Annotated in this window: 21 protein-coding genes; 12 read left to right on the forward strand and 9 right to left on the reverse strand. The window is 69.2% G+C overall.

The window, feature by feature from the left end; all coding sequences use genetic code 11:
• Positions 1 to 43: 43 nt before the first annotated feature.
• On the forward strand, positions 44 to 802 hold the full coding sequence (locus tag AC3WLZ_RS11130; protein WP_492470062.1) for an SDR family NAD(P)-dependent oxidoreductase: 759 nt from the start codon (positions 44 to 46) through the stop codon (positions 800 to 802).
• Positions 803 to 945: 143 nt separating this feature from the next.
• Here the strand turns inward: AC3WLZ_RS11130 and AC3WLZ_RS11135 are convergent, their stop codons facing one another.
• Positions 946 to 1,950, reverse strand: coding sequence for a LacI family DNA-binding transcriptional regulator (locus AC3WLZ_RS11135; RefSeq protein ID WP_412925002.1), 1,005 nt, complete (start codon positions 1,948 to 1,950; stop codon positions 946 to 948).
• A gap of 163 nt (positions 1,951 to 2,113) precedes the next feature.
• Between AC3WLZ_RS11135 and AC3WLZ_RS11140 the strand changes: the two genes are divergently transcribed.
• From AC3WLZ_RS11140 to AC3WLZ_RS11155, 4 genes are all read left to right on the forward strand, one after another.
• Positions 2,114 to 3,349, forward strand: a complete 1,236-nt coding sequence (locus tag AC3WLZ_RS11140) for a sugar ABC transporter substrate-binding protein (RefSeq protein ID WP_492470063.1) — start codon at positions 2,114 to 2,116, stop codon at positions 3,347 to 3,349.
• Positions 3,350 to 3,361: 12 nt separating this feature from the next.
• Positions 3,362 to 4,465, forward strand: a complete 1,104-nt coding sequence (locus tag AC3WLZ_RS11145; RefSeq protein WP_412925004.1) for a carbohydrate ABC transporter permease — start codon at positions 3,362 to 3,364, stop codon at positions 4,463 to 4,465.
• A gap of 80 nt (positions 4,466 to 4,545) precedes the next feature.
• Positions 4,546 to 5,379, forward strand: a complete 834-nt coding sequence (locus AC3WLZ_RS11150; RefSeq protein ID WP_412926150.1) for a carbohydrate ABC transporter permease — start codon at positions 4,546 to 4,548, stop codon at positions 5,377 to 5,379.
• Positions 5,376 to 7,334, forward strand: coding sequence for a glycogen debranching N-terminal domain-containing protein (locus AC3WLZ_RS11155; RefSeq protein ID WP_492470064.1), 1,959 nt, complete (start codon positions 5,376 to 5,378; stop codon positions 7,332 to 7,334). Before AC3WLZ_RS11150 ends, AC3WLZ_RS11155 begins: the two co-directional genes overlap by 4 nt.
• Positions 7,335 to 7,474: 140 nt before the next feature.
• Here the strand turns inward: AC3WLZ_RS11155 and AC3WLZ_RS11160 are convergent, their stop codons facing one another.
• Positions 7,475 to 7,951 (reverse strand): YbaK/EbsC family protein, encoded by a 477-nt coding sequence (locus tag AC3WLZ_RS11160; protein WP_492470065.1) that lies wholly within the window; start codon positions 7,949 to 7,951, stop codon positions 7,475 to 7,477.
• A gap of 148 nt (positions 7,952 to 8,099) precedes the next feature.
• Between AC3WLZ_RS11160 and AC3WLZ_RS11165 the strand changes: the two genes are divergently transcribed.
• On the forward strand, positions 8,100 to 9,173 hold the full coding sequence (locus AC3WLZ_RS11165) for a Glu/Leu/Phe/Val dehydrogenase family protein (RefSeq protein WP_492470976.1): 1,074 nt from the start codon (positions 8,100 to 8,102) through the stop codon (positions 9,171 to 9,173).
• Positions 9,174 to 9,222: 49 nt separating this feature from the next.
• Here AC3WLZ_RS11165 and AC3WLZ_RS11170 read toward each other — a convergent pair whose 3' ends face one another.
• The 3 genes from AC3WLZ_RS11170 to AC3WLZ_RS11180 form a co-directional block, all read right to left on the reverse strand.
• Positions 9,223 to 9,561 (reverse strand): histone-like nucleoid-structuring protein Lsr2, encoded by a 339-nt coding sequence (locus AC3WLZ_RS11170; RefSeq protein ID WP_412925007.1) that lies wholly within the window; start codon positions 9,559 to 9,561, stop codon positions 9,223 to 9,225.
• An 88-nt stretch (positions 9,562 to 9,649) separates the two neighbouring features.
• On the reverse strand, positions 9,650 to 10,402 hold the full coding sequence (locus AC3WLZ_RS11175) for an acetolactate decarboxylase (protein WP_492470066.1): 753 nt from the start codon (positions 10,400 to 10,402) through the stop codon (positions 9,650 to 9,652).
• 10 nt (positions 10,403 to 10,412) lie between these two features.
• Positions 10,413 to 10,760: a histone-like nucleoid-structuring protein Lsr2 gene (locus AC3WLZ_RS11180; RefSeq protein ID WP_412925009.1), complete on the reverse strand. Its 348-nt coding sequence runs from the start codon at positions 10,758 to 10,760 to the stop codon at positions 10,413 to 10,415.
• Between the two features lie 165 nt (positions 10,761 to 10,925).
• Here AC3WLZ_RS11180 and AC3WLZ_RS11185 point away from each other — a divergent pair, with 165 nt between their 5' ends.
• Positions 10,926 to 12,425, forward strand: a complete 1,500-nt coding sequence (locus AC3WLZ_RS11185) for an amino acid permease (RefSeq protein WP_492470067.1) — start codon at positions 10,926 to 10,928, stop codon at positions 12,423 to 12,425.
• Positions 12,426 to 12,474: 49 nt separating this feature from the next.
• Here AC3WLZ_RS11185 and AC3WLZ_RS11190 read toward each other — a convergent pair whose 3' ends face one another.
• Positions 12,475 to 13,320, reverse strand: coding sequence for a helix-turn-helix transcriptional regulator (locus tag AC3WLZ_RS11190; RefSeq protein ID WP_412925011.1), 846 nt, complete (start codon positions 13,318 to 13,320; stop codon positions 12,475 to 12,477).
• Between the two features lie 100 nt (positions 13,321 to 13,420).
• On the opposite strand from AC3WLZ_RS11190, the gene AC3WLZ_RS11195 reads away from it, so the two are divergent.
• The 5 genes from AC3WLZ_RS11195 to AC3WLZ_RS11215 all read left to right on the forward strand — a co-directional run bounded on the left by AC3WLZ_RS11195 (position 13,421) and on the right by AC3WLZ_RS11215 (position 18,958).
• A complete protein-coding gene (locus AC3WLZ_RS11195) occupies positions 13,421 to 14,179 on the forward strand; it encodes an SDR family oxidoreductase (RefSeq protein ID WP_492470068.1) in 759 nt (252 codons plus the stop codon).
• Positions 14,180 to 14,263: 84 nt separating this feature from the next.
• Entirely contained in the window at positions 14,264 to 15,301 is a 1,038-nt protein-coding gene (locus tag AC3WLZ_RS11200; protein WP_492470069.1) for a permuted SH3 domain-containing protein, read from the forward strand.
• Positions 15,298 to 16,065, forward strand: a complete 768-nt coding sequence (locus AC3WLZ_RS11205; RefSeq protein ID WP_492470070.1) for an ABC transporter ATP-binding protein — start codon at positions 15,298 to 15,300, stop codon at positions 16,063 to 16,065. The genes AC3WLZ_RS11200 and AC3WLZ_RS11205 overlap by 4 nt, the downstream gene beginning before the upstream one ends.
• Positions 16,065 to 17,351: an ABC transporter permease gene (locus AC3WLZ_RS11210; RefSeq protein ID WP_492470071.1), complete on the forward strand. Its 1,287-nt coding sequence runs from the start codon at positions 16,065 to 16,067 to the stop codon at positions 17,349 to 17,351. Before AC3WLZ_RS11205 ends, AC3WLZ_RS11210 begins: the two co-directional genes overlap by 1 nt.
• 245 nt (positions 17,352 to 17,596) lie before the next feature.
• Positions 17,597 to 18,958 carry a right-handed parallel beta-helix repeat-containing protein gene (locus AC3WLZ_RS11215; protein WP_492470072.1) on the forward strand — a complete coding sequence of 454 codons (1,362 nt, stop codon included), beginning with the start codon at positions 17,597 to 17,599 and terminating at the stop codon, positions 18,956 to 18,958.
• Between the two features lie 28 nt (positions 18,959 to 18,986).
• Here AC3WLZ_RS11215 and AC3WLZ_RS11220 read toward each other — a convergent pair whose 3' ends face one another.
• The 3 genes from AC3WLZ_RS11220 to AC3WLZ_RS11230 are packed head-to-tail and all read right to left on the reverse strand — an operon-like array spanning position 18,987 to position 23,211.
• Positions 18,987 to 20,066, reverse strand: a complete 1,080-nt coding sequence (locus tag AC3WLZ_RS11220) for a right-handed parallel beta-helix repeat-containing protein (RefSeq protein WP_492470073.1) — start codon at positions 20,064 to 20,066, stop codon at positions 18,987 to 18,989.
• Positions 20,066 to 21,916, reverse strand: coding sequence for a right-handed parallel beta-helix repeat-containing protein (locus tag AC3WLZ_RS11225; RefSeq protein ID WP_492470074.1), 1,851 nt, complete (start codon positions 21,914 to 21,916; stop codon positions 20,066 to 20,068). Before AC3WLZ_RS11225 ends, AC3WLZ_RS11220 begins: the two co-directional genes overlap by 1 nt.
• Complete coding sequence (locus AC3WLZ_RS11230) at positions 21,913 to 23,211, reverse strand: glycosyltransferase (RefSeq protein WP_492470075.1); 1,299 nt, start codon at positions 23,209 to 23,211, stop codon at positions 21,913 to 21,915. Before AC3WLZ_RS11230 ends, AC3WLZ_RS11225 begins: the two co-directional genes overlap by 4 nt.
• Positions 23,212 to 23,302: the final 91 nt, after the last annotated feature.

Raw genomic sequence — 23,302 nt, forward strand, 5'->3', positions numbered from 1 at the left:
TGCTGACGCGCCTCGCGCCACCCGATCTCGAGGAGGAGTTCTCATGTCACCGTCATCCACCGGACGATTCGCCGGCAAGACCATCATCGTCACCGGAGCCGGATCCGGCATCGGACGCGCCACGGCTCACCGGATCGCGCACGAGGGCGGCCGCGTCGTCGCGACCGACGTCGTCGCGGAACGCCTGGACGCCCTCATCGCCGAGCTCCCGGGCCTCGACGTCGCCACCGTCGTCGGCGACGTCTCCTCCACCGACACCATCGACGCGCTCCTGGATGCCGCGGGCGAACGGATCGACGGGCTCGCCAACATCGCGGGCATCATGGACGGCTTCCTGCCGCCCAGCGAAGTCGACGACGCGACGTGGGACTGGGTGTTCGCGGTCAACCTCACCGCTCCGATGCGCCTGACCCGCGCGGTGCTCCCGCGCATGATCGATGCGGGAGCCGGCTCCATCGTCACCGTCTCGTCCGAGGCCGGCCTCCGCGGCTCGGCGGCCGGAGTCGCGTACACCTCGTCGAAGCACGCCGTCGTCGGCTTCACCAAGAGCGTCGCGTTCTTCCACGGCCCGCAGGGAATCCGCGCGAACGCGGTGGCACCCGGTGCCGTCTCGACCAACATCGAGGCGCCGATGCGAAGCGAATACGCCGGGTCACGGATCGGACCGCTGATGCAGGTCGTGATCCCCCCGGTCGCCCAGGCCGAGCAGCTCGCCGCCGCGATCACGTGGCTGCTCAGCGACGACTCCGCGAACGTCAACGGTGCCATCCTTCCCAGCGACGGCGGCTGGTCCGCGATCTGAGCCCGGCTGCTCACCGGGCCGAGCGTCCGGGACACGCCGTTCGCCATCATCCGCATCGGTGCGTCCTGGACGCTCGACACGGACGTTCCGCCGCGCGAACTCCCGAGACCCGCGCGCCCAGCGGCGCGAATGCGTCCTGCGACTCAGCGCACGATGAGCCGCGGCTCCACGAGCACGTGGGCCGCGCCGGCCGTCGCGGGGCGCGGGGCGACGACCGTCCCCTCCTCCCCCATCAGCAGGTCGAGAGCCCCGGATGCCACGCGCTCGGGCAGCTGCTCGACGCTCGAGAGACCGAGCGCCTCGGCGGCGGGGGTGTTGTCGAAGCCGACGACGGGGACGTCCGCGCGCCCGGCGACCGTCGTGGCGAGGTGCGCGCCGATGGCGAGCGAGTCGCTCGCGCAGACGATCCCGTCCACCTCCGGGTCATGAGCGAGCCCCGCGGCGATGACGTCGCGGGCGAGGGCGACGTTGTCCTCGACGACCCAGCGCGGACCGGCGGCGGTTCCGACGCTTTCGCGCCAGCCGCGTTCGCGCTCGTCGCCCGTGCCCGACCCGGTGGGCCAGCCCAGGAAGGCCACGCGTCGAGCCCCGCCGGCGAGGAGGTGCTCGGTCGCGGCGCGCGTGCCGGCGGCCCCATCGACGTCGACCCAGAGATGTGCGGGAGCAGCAACGTCGTCCTCGCCCCACGGACGCCCGAACGACACGAACGGCAGCCCTCGCTCGCTCAGCCACCCCGTGCGCGGGTCGCCGTGGAAGGTGCCGGTGACGACGACGGCATCCACTTCTCCCCCCTCGAGCAGGTCGCCGAGGCGGTCGATCTCTTCCTCCGCCGTCCGGGCGGCATACAGGAGCACACGCATGTCGCGCTCACTCGCCCTCTCGGTGAGGGCATGCACGAAGCGGTCGAGCACGACGCCCGCAATCCCGCCGGCGTACGGATCCAGGTGGATGCCGATCGTCGAGCTTCGTCGAGTGCGCAGGCGCCGGGCGGCAGCGTGCGGGCGGTAGCCCAGTTCGGCGATGGCCGCCTCGACGCGCAGACGCGTCGTCTCGCGGACGATGCCCGGCGTGTTCACGACGTTGGACACCGTCTGCCGTGACACACCGGCGACGCGCGCGACGTCTTCGACGGTGGGGGCTTTCGTCATCCGGTCCCTCCCGGGGGTCCTCGGTCATCGTAGGGCGGGCGGGATGGCTTGACAGCGCGCCCCACCGCTCCGTACTTTAGTCGGACCAGAGTTTGAACGTTCAAACTTTGCCCCTCCGAGCACATGCGGAGGGCTCGCATGCCTCATCAAAGGAGAGAGACACATGACACGGCACATCGCCCGCACCTGGCTCGGAGCCGGGGCGCTCCTGGCCACCGGGGCCCTCACCCTCACCGCGTGCGGTTCCGGCTTCACCGACTCGAGCGGCGCCGAGCAGTCCTCCGGCGGCTCGCTTTCGATCCTCATCGGCTCGTCGGGCGACGCCGAGACGCAGGCCGTCGAAGACGCCGTGGCCGCGTGGTCGAAGGAGTCGGGCGTCGAGGCGCAGGTGCAGGTCGCGAACGACCTCCCCCAGCAGCTGTCCCAGGGCTTTGCGGCGGGGTCGCCGCCGGACCTGTTCTACCTCGCACCGGAGGCGCTGGCGGGCTACGCCGCGAACGGCTCGATCGCCGCGTACGGCGACGAGCTCGCGAACAAGGACGACTTCTACCCCTCGCTCGTGGAGAACTTCACGGTGGACGGCCAGTTCTTCTGCGCCCCGAAGGACTTCTCCACCCTCGCCCTCGTCATCAACACCGACCTGTGGCAGCAGGCCGGACTCACGGATGCCGACGTCCCCCAGACGTGGGACCAGCTGGCATCCGTTGCTCAGAAACTCACCGCCGACGGTCGCGTCGGCCTGGCCTTCGGCGCCGAGTACCAGCGCGTCGGCGCCTTCATGGCGCAGGCCGGCGGCGGCTTGCTGACCGACGGCGCGGCGACCGCGGACAGCGCGGCCAACGTCGAAGCCCTGCAGTACGTCAAGACGCACCTCGCGGACGGCACGTTCGCCTTCGCCTCCGATGTGGGCGCCGGCTGGGGCGGCGAGGCATTCGGAACCGGGAAGGCCGCGATGACCATCGAGGGCAACTGGATCACGGGCGCCCTCACCGCCGACTACCCCGACGTGAAGTACACGGTGGCCGAGCTCCCCGCCGGCCCCGGAGGCAAGGGCACGCTGCAGTTCACGAACTGCTGGGGCATGGCCGCCGACAGCCCGAACCAGGACAACGCGCGCGCCCTGGCCGAGTACCTCACGGGCACCGACCAGCAGCTGGCGTTCTCGAAGGCGTTCGGACCGATGCCGTCGATCCAGTCCGCCGCCGACGCGTGGTCCAGCGCGAACCCGAACCTGACGGCGTTCCTCGCCGGGGCAGAATACGCCCAGTTCCCGCCGAACATCGCCGGCGCCGCCGACGTCATCACCGACTTCAACGCCCAGTTGGAATCGCTGAAGACCGGTGACCCGCAAGCGATCCTCACCACGGTGCAGGGCAACCTCGAGGCGATCGCCAAGTAGGCGCGACCGTCCATGACCGCTCTCACCACCGCGCGCCGCCGCGTCGGGTCCTCCGGGATCCGGCGCGGCGAGGCCGCCGCCGGCTGGCTCTTCACCGCCCCGGTGCTGATCATCCTCGGCGTGTTCCTCCTCGTCCCGGTGCTCATGGCGCTGTGGGTGAGCTTCTCCGACTGGACCGGCCGGGGCAGTCCCTTCTCCTCGAACGTGAGCTTCGTCGGGCTCGACAACTACGCCGCCGTGACCACCGGCGGCGGACTCGCCGAGCGCGACTTCGGCACGGCGCTGCGAAACAACGCCTGGTACGTGCTCCTCGTCGTCCCGCTGCAGACCGCGCTCTCGCTCTTCCTCGCCGTCCTCGTCAACCGCGCGGTGCTGCGCGGACGCGGATTCTTCCGAACGGCGTTCTACTTCCCCTCCGTCACGAGTTCGGTGGCGATCACGGTCTTGTGGCTGTTCCTCTTCTCCACGTCGGGCGCCGTCAACGAGGTGCTGTCGTGGCTCGGGATCAACGGTCCCAACTGGTTCAGCGACCCGTCGGGAATCGTGCACAACGCGTTCGCGGCCGTGGGGATCACGAGCGCACCCGCCGCTCTCACCGACGGCACGTTCCTCGGCGTCTCATGGTGGGACTGGCTGGGCGGCCCTTCGGTGGCGATGTCGGCCTTCATCCTCATGGCCGTCTTCACGACCTCGGGGACGTTCATGCTCCTCTTCATCGCGGGCCTGCAGAACATCGGCGGCGACGTGCAGGAGGCCGCGATGATGGACGGGGCGAACGGCTGGCAGCGGTTCTGGCGCGTCACGCTCCCCCAGCTGCGCCCCGTGCTGTTCACCGTGTTGACGCTCGGGCTCATCGGCACGTGGCAGGTCTTCGACCAGATCTACACCGGAACCCAGGGTGGCCCCGGCAAGACCACGCTGACCCCCGCCTACCTCAGCTACTCCTCGGCGTTCCTCTCTCAGGAGTGGGGACAGGGCGCGGCGATCGCGTTCGTGCTGTTCGTCATCATCGTCGTCTTGACGATCCTGCAGCGGTGGGTGCTGCGCGAGCGCCCCGTGTCGCGCCGGCGCGTGCGACAGTACGAGGTGCGCGCACCGAAGGGAGGTGCGCGATGACCACCACGGCTTCCCCCGAGACGACCGTCGCGGCGCAGCAGGTCGTCGGCGCGCCCCGGCGCAAGGTCCAGAAGCACCGCATGTCGGGCAAGGCGCTGCGCTGGCAGATCGCGCTCTACGCTCTGCTGTGCGTGCTCGCCCTGATCTACATCTATCCGTTCCTCGTGCAGGTGGCGACGTCCTTCAAGCCGGATGCCGTCGCGGCGACCGACCCGATCTCGCTCGTGCCGCAGCCGTTCACGTGGGCAGCGTACGAACGGCTCTTCCTCCGCTCGGACTTCCCCGTGTGGTTCGCCAATTCGGCGGTGGTGACGGTCTTCGTGACCCTCGGGCGGGTCTTCTTCAACTCCCTCGCCGGGTACGCGCTGGCGCGCCTGCAGTTCCGCGGACGCGGCATCGTCTTCGCCGCCCTGGTGGCGGTCATGGCGGTCCCCGCGGTGGTCCTGCTCATTCCCAAGTTCCTCGTGATCAATCAGCTGGGAATCTACGACTCCTACGCGGGCATGATCCTGCCGCTCCTCGTGGATGCCGCGGGGGTGTTCATCATGAAGAACTTCTTCGAGTCGATCCCCCCGTCCGTCGAGGAGCAGGCACGCATCGACGGTGCGGGAACGTTCCGGATCTTCTGGTCCGTGGTGCTGCCCATGGCCCGGCCCGCGCTCATCACGATCGTGATCCTGTCGTTCCAGGGATCGTGGAACGAACTCAGCCACTTCGTCATCTCCACCCAGTCCCCCGAACTGACCACCCTGACCAAGGGCGTCGCCTCCCTCGCCAGCGGACAGCTCAGCCAGGGCAGTCAGTATCCCCTCAAACTCGCGGCCGCGGCCATCATGACGATCCCGGTCGCCGTGGTGTTCTTCGTCTTCCAGCGCCGCATCATGAACGCCAGTGAAGGAGCCGTCAAAGAATGACCACCGCCCCCGCCGCCTCGACGGACGCGTCGTCCACCACCGCCCCCGCCGACCCCATGTCGCTGCAACCCCTGCTGAGCGACGCCGTGATCGTGCTGCGGGCCCCGACGCAGGTGTGGTCCGACCGCGACGGCACCGTGGGCACGGCGGCCGTGCACGGGATCTACCACGGCGACGTCCGGCACGTTCGAGAGCTGACCGCATCGTGCGACGACTCCGCGATCGAGGGGATCTCCACCGCGCCCGACGGTCCTTCGCGCATCGTGTTCGGCGGCGTACTGCGGGGTCTCGACGACACCACTCCCGACCCCAAGGTGCGCCTGCTCCGCGAACGCACCGTGGTGGACGGTCGTGTCGCCGAGACCTGGACGGTGCGCTCTCGTGTGGACGTTCCGATCCGCACCACGGTGCGCCTGCGTTTCCAGCCCGAGTTCGCTCTGCTGCACGAGGTGAAGTCCGGGCACGCCCGGCCGCAGGCGAGCGAGGTCGAGATCGGCCCGGGTGGGGCGCGCGCGTCCGCTGGGCCGCAGGGACTCGAGCTCGCCGCGGCCGGTGCCGAGGTGGCATCCGGCCCCGAGGGCATCGAAGCCACCTGGCAGGTCGAGGTCCCCGCGTTCGGCGAGGCCACGGTCAGGTGGGAGCTCGCGCTGCGCGACGACACGCTCGTCGTCGGTGGCGCCCAGGCCGCGGCGCGCTGGGATGCGGCGGGCGTCGCCGCACAGGCTCCCGATCCCCGTCTGGCACGGTGGCTCACCACGGCCCTCGGCGACCTGGATGCGCTCCGGCTGGTGCTTCCGGACGACCCGGAGGACGAGTTCTTCGCCGCCGGCGCGCCGTGGTTCTTCACCCTGTTCGGCCGCGACTCCATCTGGGCCGCGCGCCTCGCGCTGCCGCTCGACCTCGATATCGCGGCATCCACTCTGCGTGTCCTCGCGCGCCTGCAGGGCACAGTCGACGACGCGCAGACCGCAGAGGAGCCCGGCAAGATCCTGCACGAACTGCGCTCGTCGTCGCTGGAGATCCCGAGCGAGGGCATCTCGCTGCCCCCACGCTATTACGGCAGCGTCGACTCCACGCCGCTGTGGATCTGCCTTCTCGCCGATGCGTGGCGCGCGGGACTCCCCGCCGATGACGTGCGCGCGCTGCTTCCGGCCCTGCGCGGTGCCCTCGGCTGGATCCGCGACAGCGGCGACAGCGACGGCGACGGCTTCCTCGACTACATCGATCGCATCGGGACGGGCCTCGCGAACCAGGGCTGGAAGGATTCCGGCGACTCCATCCAGTGGCGCGACGGTTCGCTCGCCGAAGGTCCGATCGCCCTGTGCGAAGTGCAGGCCTACGCGTACGAGGCCGCCCTCGCCGGTGCAGAACTCCTCGAGGAGCTCGGCGACGACCGGGATACCGCCGATGTCGCGTTCTGGCGGTCATGGGCGGCCGACCTCAAGACGCGCTTCGCTAACGCGTACTGGATCGAGACCCCCGAGGGCCGCTACCCGGCCGTCGCTCTGGACCGCGAGAAGCGGCCGGTCGACACCCTCACGAGCAACATCGGTCACCTGATCGGCACCGGCATCCTGGATGCCGATGACGAGGCGCACGTCGCGGAGCTGCTGCGCGGCGAGTCGATGTCGAGCGGATACGGCATCCGGACGATGTCGACCGGCGCGGCCGGGTACTGGCCGCTGTCGTATCACGGGGGGAGCGTGTGGGTGCACGACACCGCGATCGCCGTCCACGGCATGCGGCGGGCGGGACTGGACGACTCCGCCCGCGCGGTCGTCGAGCAATTGCTGGATGCCGCCGAGGGCTTCGCCTACCGCGTGCCCGAGCTGCACTCCGGCGACCCGCGATCGGAGACCTCCGTTCCGACGCCGTATCCCGCAGCGTGCCGACCCCAAGCGTGGTCGGCGGCGGCCGCCGTCGTGTGTCTCACGGTGCTCGACCCGCTGGACTGACCCCACCTCCTCGGAGTCCAGGACACGCGGATGCCGCCCGATCGCATCGGCGTGTTCTGGACACGGGACGTCTCTGGGGGGGCACGGCACGCGGGCGAGCCGCGCAGCCCACGCGACGCGCGCGTGGTCAACTCCGAGAATCAGGCGACGGGCGCGACCGTCCCGCCGGTGAGGCGCACGAGCTCGTCGAAGGTGAGCGGGAAGACGGTCTGCGGTGTTCCGCCGGCAGCCCAGATCCGCGGGTACGCCGCGAGGTCCTCGTCGACGATCGTGGTGATCGGCTCCGGGTGCCCGGTGGGCGCGACACCGCCGATCGGCTGACCGGTCGCCGCGAGCACCTGCTCGGGCGTCGCCCGGCGGATGCCCCCGCGCCCGAGGCGTCCGGCGAGAGCCGTCGTGTCGACCCGGTGCGCGCCGCTCGTCATCACCAGGAGCGGTTCGTCGTCGCTCCAGAACACCAGGCTGTTGGCGATCGCGCCGACCTCGATACCGAGCGCTTCCGCGGCGAGCACCGCGGTGTGCGCGGCTTCGGGGAGGACGACGATCTCTCCGACGATCCCCGCCTGCTGCAAGGCGGCGGCGACCAGACGACTGCGGGCGGGAAGCGGGGTGCTCATCGCGCCAGCATAGGGCGCTCACCCGTCCCGTTCCCGGGCGGGGCGGAACGCGCGCCGCGGCCCGGCGCGGGTCAGAATGGAAGGGATGCCGCAACGCCGCGGCATCCCTGACAGTGCCGCCCACAAGGCGACCGACCAAAGGATCGCGATGACCAACGCCCTCCCCCTGCCCGAATTCGCCCACGAGCGCGTGGAGGCGGTGACCGGACGCCGAAGCGGTCTGTTCATCGCCGTCGCGCTGCATTCCTCCGTGCTCGGCTCCGCCCTCGGCGGCGCCCGCCTGTGGACCTACCCGCACTGGAGCGACGCCCTCGGCGACGCCCTTCGCCTCTCCGCCGCGATGACGCTGAAGAACGCCGCGGCCGGGCTCGACGCCGGCGGCGGGAAGTCGGTCATCGGCCTCCCGGAGGGCACGATGCTCGACGCGGACCGTCGTCGCGCCGCGTTCCTCGACCTCGGTGACGTCGTCGAGAGCCTCGGCGGGCTCTACCGCACGGCCGAGGACGTGGGCTCCACCACCGACGACATGCTGGTTGTGAGCGAACGCACGGCACACGTCGTCGGCCTCCCCGATGCGGTCGGCGGCTCGGGCGAGCCCGCGGGCCCGACCAGCCTCGGTGTGTACGCGTCACTGGTGGCCACGCTCAAGCGCGCGGTGGGTTCCGGCGACGTCCGCGGTCGTCGGATCACGGTCGCCGGTCTTGGGCAGGTGGGCAGCCGCCTCGCGGAGCGGCTGGCCGCCGAGGGGGCGGTGCTGACGGTCACCGACGTCAATCCCGCGAAGCGTGCCCTGGCCGCGACTCTCGGCGCCTCCTGGGTGGAGCCGGGCGAGGCGCACCTCATCGCCGCGGACCTGTTCGTCCCCGCGGGGATCGGCGGCGTCCTCACGGAGGACGTGATCGATGCGCTCGACGCGCGTGCCGTCTGCGGGCCCGCGAACAACCCCCTCGCGGAGCGCTCCGGCGCCGACCGGTTGGCCGCGCGCGGGATCCTCTACGCCCCCGATTTCGTCGTCAACGCCGGCGGTGTGATCTACCTCGATCTCGAGGCCAAGCAGCTCGGATCACGCGAGACGATCATGCGACGCGTCGCGGGCATCGGCGACACCCTTCGGCGCGTTTTCGACGAGGCCGAAGCCCGCGGGGTGACCCCCCTCGCCGCTGCGGAGGGGCTCGCGGGCGAGCGCCTGCGCACCGGCGCTTCCGCCGACGCCCTCGTCTGAAACGAAGAAGAACCCCGGATGCCTCGGCATCCGGGGTTCTTCTTGTCTGTCAGTGGGCCGCGTCGTAGGCCTCGAGCACCGTCGATGAGATGCGACCGCGGGAATTGATCGAGTAGCCGTTCGCCTCCGCCCAGACGCGCACGTCGCCGAGGTCGCGGGAGGATTCGGAGCGGGCTTTCGTGGTTCGTCGCGCGCTCGCCGGAACGGAACCCAGAGGGCGGCCCGCCGAAACGAAGGGCTCGAATGCATGACGAAGCTTCGTCGCATTCTCGGTAGAGAGATCGATTTCGTAGGCGCGACCCTCGACAGAGAAATGAATGGTCGTCCCGTGGTCGATGATCGACCCGTCGAGATCGTCGATGAGTTGCGTGATCTGCTTCTTTGCCATGCCGGCAATTGTATGTCGCCGAGATGTGCGCAATCCGTGAGAAGCAACGGACTTCACCCCTGAAATAACCCCGCTGAACCCAGCGCGGTCATTCTCCGCGCGATCGCGCTCCGCCCTCGATGGTGGAGATGCGGTGGTCTTCGCCGTGAGTGAGTTCGGCCGAGAGAAAATCCGGGTCGAGCGGAAGCAGGAGCGAGAACTGCGCGAATGCGGAGACCCGAAGAATTGCCTCGTCGATGCGCACGTCGAGGACGTGTCCGCCCACGAGTCGGTCGGCACTCAAAAAATGCAGATGGAGACCGGCGACCGTGATGCCCTGATAGATGCCCGGCATCCAGAATCCCACGATCACGCCCGCGCGGTCGATCGTCTCCGTTTCGATCTGCTCGGCGGCGACAGCGGCGAGTGGACGCGCAGGCACTCCTTCACGGGCCGTGACGCGCGTCCGGATGCGTGCCACCACGCCGTCGATCCGCACCGCGTGGAACAGATTCCGGCTAAGGAGCCGGTCCTCGACGGCGGCGGTGAGGGCGTCGAGGTCGGCATCGACCACCGACTCCCCCGCCACCTCACCGAAATCACAGACGTCGGCGAACGGCAGCGTTTCGTCGTCTGCCATGCGACGAGGAGCGGAATCCACCGTGCATTCGAAGGCCTCGCCGTCGATGAGAAGGACTTCGCCGCCCAGACCTTCGCAGCAGCCGATTCCGGTGTCGCCCCATCGACGGAGCTGGGAAACCGGGATGCCCGAGGAGTAGACCCCGGTCATCAGCGCGTCCAGAACGGCGAACTGGGTCACCGCACCGTCACGCAGCGGCGTTCCGCCCTCCGTCGATGGCACGCCGTCGGTCTCAGGAATTGGCGGCGCCGTAGGCCTCGAGCACGGTGGCGGGAATGCGCCCACGATCGCTCACGGTGTGCCCGTTCGCACGTGCCCATTCACGGACGGCCGCCAGATCGATGTCGCTCGACCGACGCGAGGAGCGCGCGCGGCGCGGAGTGGACGTCGCCCGGCCGACGGGGCGTGCGACGTCCACGAAAGGCGCGACGGCGGCGTAGAACTTGTCGGCATTGCGGTCGGAGAGGTCGATTTCGTAGGAGCGACCCTCGACCGAGAAAGTGATCTGCTTTCCGTCCCCTTCTTCGAGAACGGTTCCGTCGAGATCGTCAACAAGATGTGTGATGTGCTTAATCGCCATGATATGGAGAACCATACACCTTTGATCTATTCGGAGCCGGAGCGCCTGTGGATGTGCTAGCTCACCGTCGGGCAGAAGACCACCGATAGGCACGATGCCGACGACCCCACTATCCTCCCGGGGTGGCGTTCGCTCCTGGAACGCCCTGGACAGAGGAAGTGCCGAGTGAGTCTTTTCCGCACGAAGTCGGTGGAGCAATCCATCGCCGATACCGATGAGCCGGAGTTCCGGCTGAAGAAGTCCCTCAGCGCTCTCGACCTCACCGTCTTCGGCGTGGGTGTCGTGATCGGCGCGGGGATCTTCACGCTCACCGGCCGCGCCGCGCACGAGGTCGCGGGGCCCGCGATCGTCTTGAGTTTCGTGGTCGCCGCCATCGCGTGCGGACTCGCCGCGATGTGTTACGCCGAGTTCGCCTCCACCGTCCCGGTCTCCGGGTCGGCATACACGTTCTCCTACGCCTCTCTCGGCGAACTGTTCGCCTGGATCATCGGCTGGGATCTGATCCTCGAGATGTTCCTCGGCGCCAGTGTCGTCGCGCAGGGATGGAGCGCGTACCTCAGCGCATTCCTGGGGCAGCTCGGCATCGTCCTCCCCCAGGAGGTCGCGTACGGGGGTGTGATCGATCTGCCCGCGGTCCTCCTCGTCCTCGTGCTCGGCGGCCTCATGACGCTCGGCATCAAGGAGTCGCTGCGCGTGAACCTCGTGCTGGTCGCGGTGAAGCTGTTCATCGTCCTGTTCGTGATCGTGGCGGGTCTGATGTTCGTCAACCCCGCCAACTACCAGCCCTTCATCCCGGACAGTCAAGCCAGCGAGACCGCATCGGGCCTGACGCAACCGCTATTGCAGTTCCTGTCGGGTCTCGAGCCCGCGACGTTCGGTGTGGGCGGCATCCTCGCAGGGGCCGCACTGGTCTTCTTCGCCTACATCGGCTTCGACGTCGTGGCCACGACCGCCGAGGAGACGAAGAAGCCGCAGCGCGACATGCCGATCGGCATCATCGCCTCGCTCGTGATCTGCACGGTCCTCTACTGCGCCGTCGCCCTCGTCGTGACCGGGATGGTCTCGTACCGCGACCTCGACCCCGCCGCCGCCCTCGCGAATGCGTTCGTCTACCACGGGCAGGGGTGGATGGCCACGGTGATCTCGGCCGGAGCCGTCGCGGGCCTCACCACGGTGGTGCTGACGCTGCTCATCGGTGCCACGCGCATCATCTTCGCGATGTCCCGCGACGGCCTGCTCCCCCAGCGCCTCGCGAAGGTGCACCCTCGATTCCGCACTCCCTGGGTGATTTCGATCGTCGTGACGATCATCGTGGCGATCGTGGCAGGCGTCACTCCCGTCGGCGTTCTGGAAGAGATGGTCAACATCGGCACGCTCTCGGCCTTCGTGCTCGTGTCGATCGGTGTCGTCGTGCTGCGGCGCACTCGTCCCGACCTGAAACGCGGTTTCCGTGTGCCCCTGAGCCCCGTGCTGCCGATCCTCTCTGCCCTCGTCTGCACGTATCTCATGCTCAACCTGTCGGTCGAGACGTGGTTGCGGTTCCTCATCTGGCTGGCGCTCGGATTCGTCATCTACTTCGCCTACTCCCGAGGTCACGCCCGCGTGGGCACCGGCGACTTCCTCGACCCGTCGAAGCCACGGGTGGTCGGACCTCCCACGCCGTAGACCTGCAACAGCGGATGCCACGACGCGCCTCGTCGTGGCATCCGCTGTCTCAACCGGTCGAGAACCGCTCCACACCGAGGACGCCGAGCAGGCGGATCTTCTCCTCCGCCTCACTGCGCGGTTCGGGGGTCAGCACGAGCAACGCCTGGCCGCGATCCTCCGTGAACAGCACCTGGCAGTCGACCTCGATCTCGCCGAGCTCGGGGTGCACGAGCACCTTGTGGTCGGCGAACCGCTGCGCGACCTCCTGCCGTTCCCACAGCAGACGGAACTCCTCACTGCGCGCGAGGAGCTCGGCCACGAGCTCCCCCGCGGTCGACGCCGGGCCGAGGATGCCGTAGGCCGAACGCAGCCCCGCCACGATCGCGCGACTCTGACGCTCACGGTCGTGCTCGGGATAGATCGCACGGTCCCCGTGCGGAGCCACGAACCACCGCCACGCCTCGAACCGCGCCCACCCCCGGGCACTGACGTGATCGCCGAGCAGGGCGATGCCGAGGGCGTTCTGAGCCAGCGTCTCGCCGAGATGCGAGATCACCAGGGCCGGGGTGTCCGACAATCGCGCGAACACCCGCTGCAGGGCCGGCGTGATGTGATCCGCGCGGCCGAGCCGGTCCGGCACGGCGTGCCCGGCAAGACGGAAGAGGTAGTCGCGCTCGTCGCTGGTCAGGCGGAGCGCTCGCGCGAGCGCCGCGAGGACCGGGGTGCTCGGCTGGGGGCCGCGTTGCTGTTCCAGGCGGGTGTAATAGTCGACCGACATCGACGCGGCGGCCGCGACCTCTTCCCGCCGGAGCCCCGCCGTCCGCCGTCGCGGGCCCTCGGTCAACCCGACGTCGGCGGGGCGCAGCGCCTCGCGACGCGCCCGCAGGAAGTCCGCCATTCCCGTCCGATCCATCCCCCTATCCTGCTCGGTCGGGCGGGCGGCATCCAGGGATCGCGGGTCCCCCGACGGGAGGGGCCTGGATGCCGCTCGCTCACCGCCGAAGACTCGAGACATGAACATCACCGGAAACACCGTTTTCATCCCTGGAGCCACGAGCGGCATCGGCCTCGCCCTCGCCGAGCGTCTCCACGCCGCGGGCAACAGCGTCATCGTGGGCGGACGCCGCCAGGCGCTCCTCGACGAGATCGGCGCGACGCACCCGGGCATCGACACCGTGCGCATCGACACCGCGGACGCACAGTCGATCACCGACGCCACGCGTGTCGTCGTGGAGCGACACCCCGAACTGAACGTTCTGGTCACGATGGCCGGCATCATGCGGGTCGAGGACTGGACGAGCGGCACGGACGTTCTCGCCTCCGCCGAGGAGACGGTCACGACCAATGTCCTCGGACCGCTGCGCCTCATCGCCGCCCTCCTGCCACACCTTCAGCGACAGCCGGACGCCACCGTGATGACGGTGTCGTCGGGTCTCGCCTTCGTTCCGCTGCGCGTGACGCCGACCTACAACGCGACCAAAGCGGCGATCCACATGTTCAGCGAATCGCTGCGGCTCCAGCTCGAGGGCACGTCGGTAGCGGTGCTCGAGCTCGAACCGCCGTCCGTCGCGACCGACCTGCTCCCCGGTCAGCGCGAGAGCGCGTTCGCTATGCCGCTGGACGAGTTCGCCGACGAGGTCATGTCGATCCTCCGCGACCGTCCGCAGGATCAGGAGATCCAGGTCGAGCGCGTCGCCTTCCTCCGGCATGCCGAGGCACGGGGCGACTACGCCGAGACCGTCCGCGCCGTCAACGCTGCCGACCCGCACTGACGGCGCACGCCCCCCAGGACCAGGGGCCGCCGCTTCGATCCCGTAGGGTGAGAAAACCGACGACCACTGCTCTTGGGGGGCTCCATGGGGATCGCACGCACGTGGGTCTTTCCGATTCTGCGCATGCTTCTGGTGGCGATCATCGCCGCCGCATTGATCAAGCTGGCGTTCTTTCCCGACGGGCCCGCCGAGGCCGATCCGGCCCAGCCGACCGGGACCATCGTCGAACCGACGGTCGCGGTGGCCTCGGGCACGATCACGAATGACGTGGTGATCAAGGCCACGGTGTCGGCCGACCCGGCGGTCCCGCTGAAGTCGACCGCGGCAGGCACGGTCAACAAGATCTTCGTCGCCCAGGGCGCGGCCGTCGCCCAGGGCGACGTGATCTTCAACGTCAAGGTGCCGATCGAGCGAGACCCGGCCGACAGCGTGGATGCCGAGGGCAAGCCGAAGCCGGCGATCTTCCGTTACGAGGACGTCGAGGCGCCCATCGGCGGCACGCTCAGCTCCCTGTCTGTCATCGCGGGTCAGGAGATCGCTGTCGGTGCGGCAGCCGGCAACGTCGCGCCGCCGTCGTTCTCGGTCTCGGGCAGTCTCGAGCCGGCACAGCAATACCGCCTGCTGAATCGCCCCGGAGACGCGAGCGTCACGATCACCGGCGGCCCCGCGGCGTTCACGTGCACGAACCTGCGGATCTCGACGCCGTTGGCCGGGAGTTCCGCGGAAGACACCACCTCTGCCGCCGGGGGCGGTGCGGGTACCGCGGGCTCGAGCACCACGGCGACGTGCGCCGTACCGGCCGATGTCACCGTCTTCGCGGGACTCGCCGCCGAGATGACGATCGCCGGAGGCAAGGCGGAGAACGTCCTCGTGGTCCCCACCACCGCCGTTCGCGGAGCCGCGCAGAGCGGTTCGGTGTGGGTCTCGACCGCGGACGGGGCGACCGAGGAGCGCCCGGTGGCGCTCGGCCTCACCGACGGTACCCAGGTGCAGATCACCGAAGGGCTCACCGAGGGCGAGGAGATCCTCGAGTTCGCGCCGGGCGCCATGGGGACCGCGCCGGACGGGTGCACCACCTACCCGGACGGATCGATGTACTGCGAACCGGCTGCGCAGCCGTGAGCCTGCTGGAGCTGCGCGAGGTCACTCGCACGGTCATCCCCCCGGACCAACCCGCCCTGACGATCCTGTCGGGTGTCGACCTCACGATCGAGCCCAGGGACCACGTCTCGATCGTCGGCCGCTCCGGCTCGGGAAAGTCGACGTTGCTGAACCTGTTGGGTCTTCTCGACCTGCCCACGAGCGGTGAGGTCACCTTTGACGGAGAGCCGGTCCGACGGCTGTCGACGGCGCGACGCGATCGCCTTCGCGGTGCGGCCGTCGGGTTCGTCTTCCAGCAGTTCAACCTGCTGCAGGGACGCACCGCGCTGGAGAACGTCACGATGCCGTTGCTCTACTCCAGCGGACGCACGTTCTGGCGGCGCACGAAAGTCGCCGCCGAGATGCTGGATCTGGTGGGCCTCGGTCACCGCCTCCACAGCATGCCCGACCGGCTGTCGGGCGGGGAACAGCAGCGCGTCGCGATCGCCCGATCCCTCGTGCGCGGCCCGCGCCTCATCCTCGCCGACGAACCGACCGGCGCGCTCGACCTCGATACCGGACAGAGCGTCATGCAGCTGATCGACGACGTCGCCGAGAGCACCGGCGCCGCTCAGGTGATCATCACGCACGACCCGATGATCGCGCGACGCGCCCGCCGACACTTCCGCTTGGATCGCGGCATCCTGACCCCCGTCGACGACCCCGCGTTCGAGCCGCGCACGCGTCGCGACGTCCGGGAGATGGCGCCCACCGCGCCCGACGCCGACATCGAGGAGAACCCCTGATGCGTGCGCTGTCGAGCCTCGTCGGCTCGCTCCTGGAGGCGTGGCAGGAGGTGCGCGTGCACCGCACGCGCGTGCTCCTGTCGCTCATCGGCGTCGCCGTGGCGGTGTGCTCCCTCACGACCGTCGTCGCCCTCGGGGCGATCGTCCAGCAGGCGAACCAGGAGATGAGCGAACGCCAAGGCGGTCGTCCCGCGAGCCTGAACGTGTCCGCCTTCCGTTCCGACGGCGAGATCGATCCGGCGCGGATGGATGCCGTCTGGAAGGACGTCATCGAGCGGTACGGCATCACCTACGCGACACGCGCGCAGCAGACGTCGCAGCTGGTCCCCTTCGTCAGCGGCGTCGCCCAGGTCGCGACGCAGGCGGTGGATCAGCCGTACGGAGAGATGCACCGCGTCAGAATGCTCGAGGGCGAGTGGTTCACGCCCGTGGATGCCGAGCAGCTCGCGCCGCGACTCATCGTCAACCAGATCTTCTGGGACCGGATGGGACGCCCCGACCTGTCCACCCACCCCGTCGTGGCCCTGGGCGGACAGGCCGTTCCCGGCGCGCCGTCCGGGATCGCCCCGGGCGGGACCACGGCCGTCGTCGTGGGGGTCACGCCGTCGCTCACCTGGGAGACCGAGCCGTCGATGTTCATGCTCGCCGCTCAGGCCCAAGCCGTTCAGGATGCCGCGATCGGGCGCAGCGGCGCCGACGCCACCGCGAGCTCGCCGTACGGCGGGGCTCCGCAGTCGCAGTACGAGATGTGGGTGCCACCCGAGCTCGCGGACCAGCTGACCACCCTCGTCACGCGCGACCTCACCGCCGCGCTCGGCGACGGCGCGCAGGTGAATGTCAGCCGGCAGGACTGGGCCGCCTACGGTGAGGACCCGTTCCTCGTGACCAAGATGGTCGTCATCGGCATCGCCGTGCTCGTTCTTCTCCTGGGAGCGCTCGGCCTGGTGAACATCGCACTGGTGACCGTGAAGCAGCGCGTACGCGAGATCGGCATCCGCCGCAGCTTCGGCGCCACCGCCGGCCGCGTGTTCTTCGCGGTGATGATGGAGAGCGTCGTCGCCACCGTCGTCGCGGGAGCCGTCGGGGTGATGGCATCCATTCTCATCGTGCAGTCGCCGTGGCTGCGCGATCTCGTCGGCCAGGGCATGGTGAGCGACTTCCCCCCGTTCCCGGTGGATGCCGCTGTCACCGGGCTGGCTGCCGCGACCGCGGTGGGAGCACTCGCCGGGCTGCTGCCGGCGCTCGTCGCCGTGCGCGTGAAGGTGATCGACGCCATCCGATACTGACCCGTCGGCGGTGTGCGCTCGACCGGTGTCGCCGCCCACCCGGCTCGTGCCCGCGACGATGCGCCACGCCGCTCGGGGCCGCCCGCCGCCGGAGAAGCGGTTCGCACGACGGGTTGTCTCTGCGCACGCGGTATCAGCTGCTTGCGACCCACGAACGAACTGCTTGAATCTTCGCGCCATGGGGTTTGACGACAACGCAACGGCGCCATGATCGAGCGCCGTTCTCAGCGGAAGGACGATGAAGGGTGACCCATTCGCGCAGCAGGATCGGTCTGACGGCACGCGTCGCCACCGCCGCCACGGTCGTTGTCGGAGCGGTCGCGGTTCCTCCGGCCGCGTCCGCGCTCAGCACCGCCGATGTGACGGTCGAGGGATCAGCCCTCGCCGGCACCACCCGCGCCGGCGGGGTCTTCGATGTCGTGGTGCGGGCCCCCGCGGGCGTCACGGTGAAGTTCAGGCTCGACGGGACGTATCTCGGACAGGACTCGACGGCTCCCTTCACCTGGCCCATCCGCACGACGGCCGGTCCACACACCGTCAACGTGCGATGGGAGGACGAGGGCGGCCGCCACGAGACCGACGCGACGTTCTCCGTCGCGACGGCGGTCTCCACGGGTCCCGCGCAGCCCGCACCGAGCCCAGCCGCCCCGTCACCTACCTCACCGGCACCGACTTCACCGGCACCGAGCCCGGCCGCCCCGTCCCCGACCTCCGGTGCCGATCGCGCGACAGTGACAGTCTCGACGTCGGCGCAGCTGGCCGCCGCGCTCTCCTCGGCGACGGCAGGACAGACCATCCGGCTGAACGACGGTACCTACACCGGCCGATTCGCCGCGACGGCTTCGGGTACGGTGGCGCAGCCGATCACGCTCACCGGCTCGCCCCGCGCCGTGCTGACGACGGGAAAGACCTCGGCGGGCTATGCCCTGCACGTCACCGGAGACCACTGGAACATCTCGGGGTTGACCGTGACCCGCGCGGCGAAGGGAATCGTCCTCGACGGCTCCAGCTACACCGTCGTCGACGGGGTCGACGTCGGCAGCATCGGCGAGGAAGCGGTGCACCTGCGCACCGGGAGTACGCACGTGACCGTCCGCAATTCGCGCATCCATGACACAGGACTGACCAACCCGTCGTACGGCGAGGGGATCTACGTCGGAAGCGCGAAAAGCAACTGGGCGTCCGTCATGGGCTCCTCCGGCACGCCAGACCGCTCCGACGACGCCCGGATCCTCGGCAACACGATCTCCCGCACCTCCGCCGAAGGCATCGACATCAAGGAAGGGACCACGGGTGGCGTCGTGAGCGGGAATACCTTCACGGACGCCGGCTACTCGGGCCAGAACTACGGAGACTCGTGGGTCGACGTGAAGGGCAACGGTTATCTTCTCGAGGGGAACCGCGGATCCGGCACCCTCCTCGATGCCTTCCAGGTGCACGTCGCCCTGTCCGGGTGGGGACAGAACAACGTGTTCCGCGACAACGTCGTCACCGGGGGCGTCCCCGGATACGAGGTGTCCGTCCAGTCAGGCGCGATCGCAACCATCGTCGCCTGCGCACCCTCCGGCGCAGCGAAGGGCCTGACCAACATCACGTGCACCGGCTGACACCGCCGCAGCGGGCGTCAGCGGTCGGCTAGGGCGTCACCGCGGAGCAGGCGACATTGCTGAACCCCTCGCCGGCATCCGACGCGGAGTTGTCGCATCCGACGATGTTACCGAGCCGGTCCGTCACGGCGTAGCCGAATCCGGGCCCGTTCACGTCGGCGATGTTGGCAGCGAAGACATTCCCCCGCCCCCACCCGTCCACGATCTCGTGGGTCTGATAACCGTCGCCGGGTGAGTGGCTACCGGTGTTCCCGCGGACCACCCAGTCGTTGCCCTTGATGTCCACCCACGAGTCCGCGCCATCCTCGACGAGGTGCGCACCGTCGAGGACGTTGTCCTCCACGCGGCCGCCCGTCGTCCCCTCCTTGACGTCGACGCTCTCCGCCGTCGTGCCCGAGATGTGGTTCCCGATGATCACGTTGCGGTCGCTGCGATCGGGCTCGCAGTCCGTGATGTCGCACCAGTTGCTCTCGGCCGTCCCGATGTAGACACCCTCGCCGAACTTCGCCCGACGCTTGCCCGTGTCGTGGATGACGTTTCCCGACACGACGTTGTCGGTGCTGTGCGCCCGCAGGTGCACCGCCTCATCGCCGGTGTCCGAGACGGTCAGGCCCGCGATGGTCGTGTGCGTGACCCCGTCAGCCATGAGTCCCTTCTGACCGTTGCGGATGCCGAATCCCACGATCCGCCAGTTGGCCACACCGTCCAGATGGAGCACGTAGCCATCGTCCACCCCGCCGCCGTCGAGAACGGCGTCGGAGCCACCGCACAGTCGGATCGGTGCGTCCGCCGTACCGCTCGCCGTCGCCGAGAATTTTCCGGGATACACCCCCGGCTGAAGCCGGATCGAATCTCCCGGTTCTGCTTCGTCGAGAGCCGCCTGCAGTTCGGGAGCAGTCGCGACGACGACGGTGGCATCCGTGCAGTCGACGCCACCGGCTGAGGCATCCGGCGGCGCCACGGTGGTCGGACCCGTCGCCGGGTCCGAGGGGCGCGGCTCCGTCCCGGGGGCGGACGTTCCGCGGACCAGGGCGACGACGATCCCGGCGATCACGACCGCGGCGACGACGACGACCAGAATGATCGCGAGGGGGCGCCCGCGCCGCATCAGGGCCGTGCTCGCAGGGACTCGGGCGAGACGATCCCGCTGCTCAGCGATGTCAGCGGCACGTGGTGCTCGTACGGGTGGCGGAACGCCCCGAAGTGACGGTCCTTCCTCGTCGTCGCCGTCACGAGCAGCAAGACTCCCAGCCCCAACCAGATGACCGTCAGCGGCTGGAAGACGAACCTCAGCGCCGACGTCACCGTGACAGCCGGGTGCCACCGGTCGGTGTCGTTCTCCCCGATGAACGCGCCGTTCGAACCGTCCGATCGCACCGCGGTGCTCCCGTCGCCGCCCAGCTCGTTGCCCGCGATCGTCGTGCCGGCCACGTCACCCACGAGAAGGATGGCGTGGTTGGACACCCCGCGGACCACGTTGCCCGTGACCTCGGCATCGGCGTTGCGTACGTTCATGCCGGTCTCCGATCCCGTGACGGTGTTGCCCGTGACCACGGCGTCCGTGACAGACTCGCGGATCGCGATGGACTTCGCGGTCTGGTCGACGAACTCGTTCCCGGTGACCTGGACGTCGGCTGCGCCGCGGTCGAGCACGACACCGTCCGGATTACGGGTGAATCGGTTCTGAGTGATCTGGATGCCACTCCCACCCGTGACCTCGAGGCCGTAACGACCGTTGTCCGCAATGTTCCCCCCGTCGAGGACGTTGTCGCCGAAGCTCTCGACGGTCGTCCCCGACGCGCTGGGCCCATCGGCCAGCGATTGCCCGTCCATGGAGACACCGTTGCGACCGTTGTGGGCGGCCACCACGTTCTGCAGGGTGACCCCCGTCGACGAGCGCCCGATGGTCACTCCGTCGACGGCGTTGTCGACCGACGTCGAATCCGCGACGAGGCTCGAAGACACCCCCCGGTGGAACGTGATCCCGTCCACGAGGCTGCCCGTCACGGAGCTGCGCGAGTTCGTCACGTCGTGCGCACCGGAGACGAAGATGCCGAAGGCATTTCCGACCATGGCCGAGTCCGTGATGGTGGCGGTCGCCAGGCCCACGTCGGCCGGTACCGCTGTGGCATCCACATCATCGGCACCGTCGATCGCGCTGGCGGCGTCGACGACGGGAGCGCCCGGAGGCGCGGCGATCTTCCCGCCGGATTGCATGATCCCGGCGAGGGCGGGATCGCCCAGGTCGTCGGTGCCGGTGACGGCCAGCCCGCCCGTGCTCCCGCTCCAGAAACCCAGGGACGACACCGAGGCGTGGCTGAGGTCTGCGGTGCCGCCGATCACCCGGAGGTAGGCGCGCCCGTCGCGGGTGTCCGTGTCGGGAGTTCCGGCCGCGCTGTTCCAGCTCGTGATGGATGCCGTGGCATCCGCCGTTCCGGCCATCTCCAACCTTCCGCCGAACGCGACGATCGAGACGAATCCGCTCGGCGAACTCTCCATCCGGAGATCGACCGGCCCGAGGGCGAGGGTCGCTCCCTGCATGACGGCGAGGTTCTCCTTCAGCAGATACGACCCGTCTTCGTTCCTCGTCAGCGATTCCGGCCCGAGGACGCCGAGGTCGTCGAGTGTGTACGGCTCGGCCCGCGCGGGGAGCACCAGCGTGAACCGGTCACCGGTCTGGAAGCGGTACGGCTCGCGCACCGACAGCTCCCACGATGCAGCCGAAGCGACCTTGCGGACGTAAACGACGCGTTGAGCTTCCTCTTCGACCAAGCGCGCCTCGGTCGTCGGATCGCCGGGGTAGAGCGCGCCCTGCACGTTGCCGTTGCGAGCGATCTCGTTGAGTCCGTACGCCTCCTGTTCGACGGAGGGAGCGAACACCTGCGCGGCTGTCAACGCGGCCCCGCCGCCGACGACGAACGCCGCCGCGACCACCGCCACTGCCGTACGCCGCCTCACGAGGTCACCGCCGGCTCCAGGGCGACACCCTGAGGTTCGAGCGTGCGAGCTGTCTGGCCATCGCCGCCCATCTGGTCGGCGTGGCGGGTCAGCCAGCCCTGCTTGTTCATCGTGACGAAGGCAAACGTCTTGACCGGCAGCGCGATGAAGATCACCACGACCGCGTAGAGCGGCAGGATGAGGAAGTCCGCGGGGTTACGACGCAGGTGGGAGAAACCGCGGATCCCGCGTCCCAGGAGCACCCAGCCGACCGCGGCCAAGACACCCAGCACCGAAAGGTCCAGGCGGCTGAACACGAGGTAGAACATGGTCAGTCCCATCGTCACCGGGGTCAGCAGGATCTGCAGCACGGTCATCTTCGTCACGAAGGGCACCTTCCAGAGCCAGCCCTTCGCGATCGCGGTGAGGTAGCAGCGGTACGAGTTGCGGCTCCAGCGGACACGCTGCTTCACGAACGCTCGGAAGGTGTCCGGGAACATACTGAGCGCGCGTGCCGAAGACTGGTGCACCGTCTTGTAGCCGGACGCCAGAATGAGCCACGTCAGGCGTCCGTCGTCGCCGGCGATGCAACGTCGACCGAGGAAGAACTCGTTCTCCAGATGATCGAGCACGGCCATCACGGCGTCGCGTCGATAGGCGGCGGTGCGACCCGACAGGCACGGAACCGCACCCGCGCGACCCATGGCCGGAACGTAGTCGTAGTAGCGGAGGTCGACCATCCAGTCGGCGATGCGACGCCACACGCTCGTCCGCGCCTGGAAGACGTTCTGGTGAGTCCCCACTCCACCCACGAGTGGATCGATGAAAGGCTTCTGAACCGCCACGAGAAGCCCGTGGCGCCACCAGGTGTCGGAATCGGTGAGCACGAGGACCTCGCCGACGGCGAGTCGGATTCCGGCCCCCAGGGCGGATCGCTTTCCCACATGGTGGAAGAGGATGGGCCGCACACTGTCGTCACCCAGCGCGACGATTCGCTCGTACGCCTCGAGATCCTTGACGTCGAGCACGACGATGATCTCGGTCGGGCTCTGCGCTCGCCAGGACTCGAGACAGCGCGTCAGGATGTCGGGATCCTCGTGATACGACGGCACGATGACCGACGTGGTCGTCCGGAAGTCCGACTCGATCGGTCGCGCGCGACGCGACAGGATGAAGCGGTAGAGCCAGAGTCCCCACACCACCACCCCCGCGATGGCGAGAGGGAAGTAGCCGGCGACGTCGGTGAGGACGTCCTGGACGTTCTGCCCCACCGCGGAAGAGGCGGTGATGGGGAGGGGGGCTATGGAAATGGGCACTCGCGTCATCGGTGGACGTCGTTTCTCACGAAGGGACAGGGCGATCACGCGGCGGTCAAAGAGACCAAAGCTGGGCGACGGCGACCATCAC

Source organism: Microbacterium sp. FW305-3-2-15-F-LB2 (assembly GCF_058787255.1).

Bases quoted from the DNA above. Each gene is read 5' to 3' on its own strand.
- AC3WLZ_RS11130 (WP_492470062.1), top strand. From the start codon at position 44: ATGTCACCGTCATCCACCGGACGATTCGCCGGCAAGACCATCATCGTC.
- AC3WLZ_RS11135 (WP_412925002.1), bottom strand. From the start codon at position 1,950: ATGACGAAAGCCCCCACCGTCGAAGACGTCGCGCGCGTCGCCGGTGTG.
- AC3WLZ_RS11140 (WP_492470063.1), top strand. From the start codon at position 2,114: ATGACACGGCACATCGCCCGCACCTGGCTCGGAGCCGGGGCGCTCCTG.
- AC3WLZ_RS11145 (WP_412925004.1), top strand. From the start codon at position 3,362: ATGACCGCTCTCACCACCGCGCGCCGCCGCGTCGGGTCCTCCGGGATC.
- AC3WLZ_RS11150 (WP_412926150.1), top strand. From the start codon at position 4,546: ATGTCGGGCAAGGCGCTGCGCTGGCAGATCGCGCTCTACGCTCTGCTG.
- AC3WLZ_RS11155 (WP_492470064.1), top strand. From the start codon at position 5,376: ATGACCACCGCCCCCGCCGCCTCGACGGACGCGTCGTCCACCACCGCC.
- AC3WLZ_RS11160 (WP_492470065.1), bottom strand. From the start codon at position 7,951: ATGAGCACCCCGCTTCCCGCCCGCAGTCGTCTGGTCGCCGCCGCCTTG.
- AC3WLZ_RS11165 (WP_492470976.1), top strand. From the start codon at position 8,100: ATGACCAACGCCCTCCCCCTGCCCGAATTCGCCCACGAGCGCGTGGAG.
- AC3WLZ_RS11170 (WP_412925007.1), bottom strand. From the start codon at position 9,561: ATGGCAAAGAAGCAGATCACGCAACTCATCGACGATCTCGACGGGTCG.
- AC3WLZ_RS11180 (WP_412925009.1), bottom strand. From the start codon at position 10,760: ATGGCGATTAAGCACATCACACATCTTGTTGACGATCTCGACGGAACC.
- AC3WLZ_RS11190 (WP_412925011.1), bottom strand. From the start codon at position 13,320: ATGGATCGGACGGGAATGGCGGACTTCCTGCGGGCGCGTCGCGAGGCG.
- AC3WLZ_RS11195 (WP_492470068.1), top strand. From the start codon at position 13,421: ATGAACATCACCGGAAACACCGTTTTCATCCCTGGAGCCACGAGCGGC.
- AC3WLZ_RS11200 (WP_492470069.1), top strand. From the start codon at position 14,264: ATGGGGATCGCACGCACGTGGGTCTTTCCGATTCTGCGCATGCTTCTG.
- AC3WLZ_RS11210 (WP_492470071.1), top strand. From the start codon at position 16,065: ATGCGTGCGCTGTCGAGCCTCGTCGGCTCGCTCCTGGAGGCGTGGCAG.
- AC3WLZ_RS11220 (WP_492470073.1), bottom strand. From the start codon at position 20,066: ATGCGGCGCGGGCGCCCCCTCGCGATCATTCTGGTCGTCGTCGTCGCC.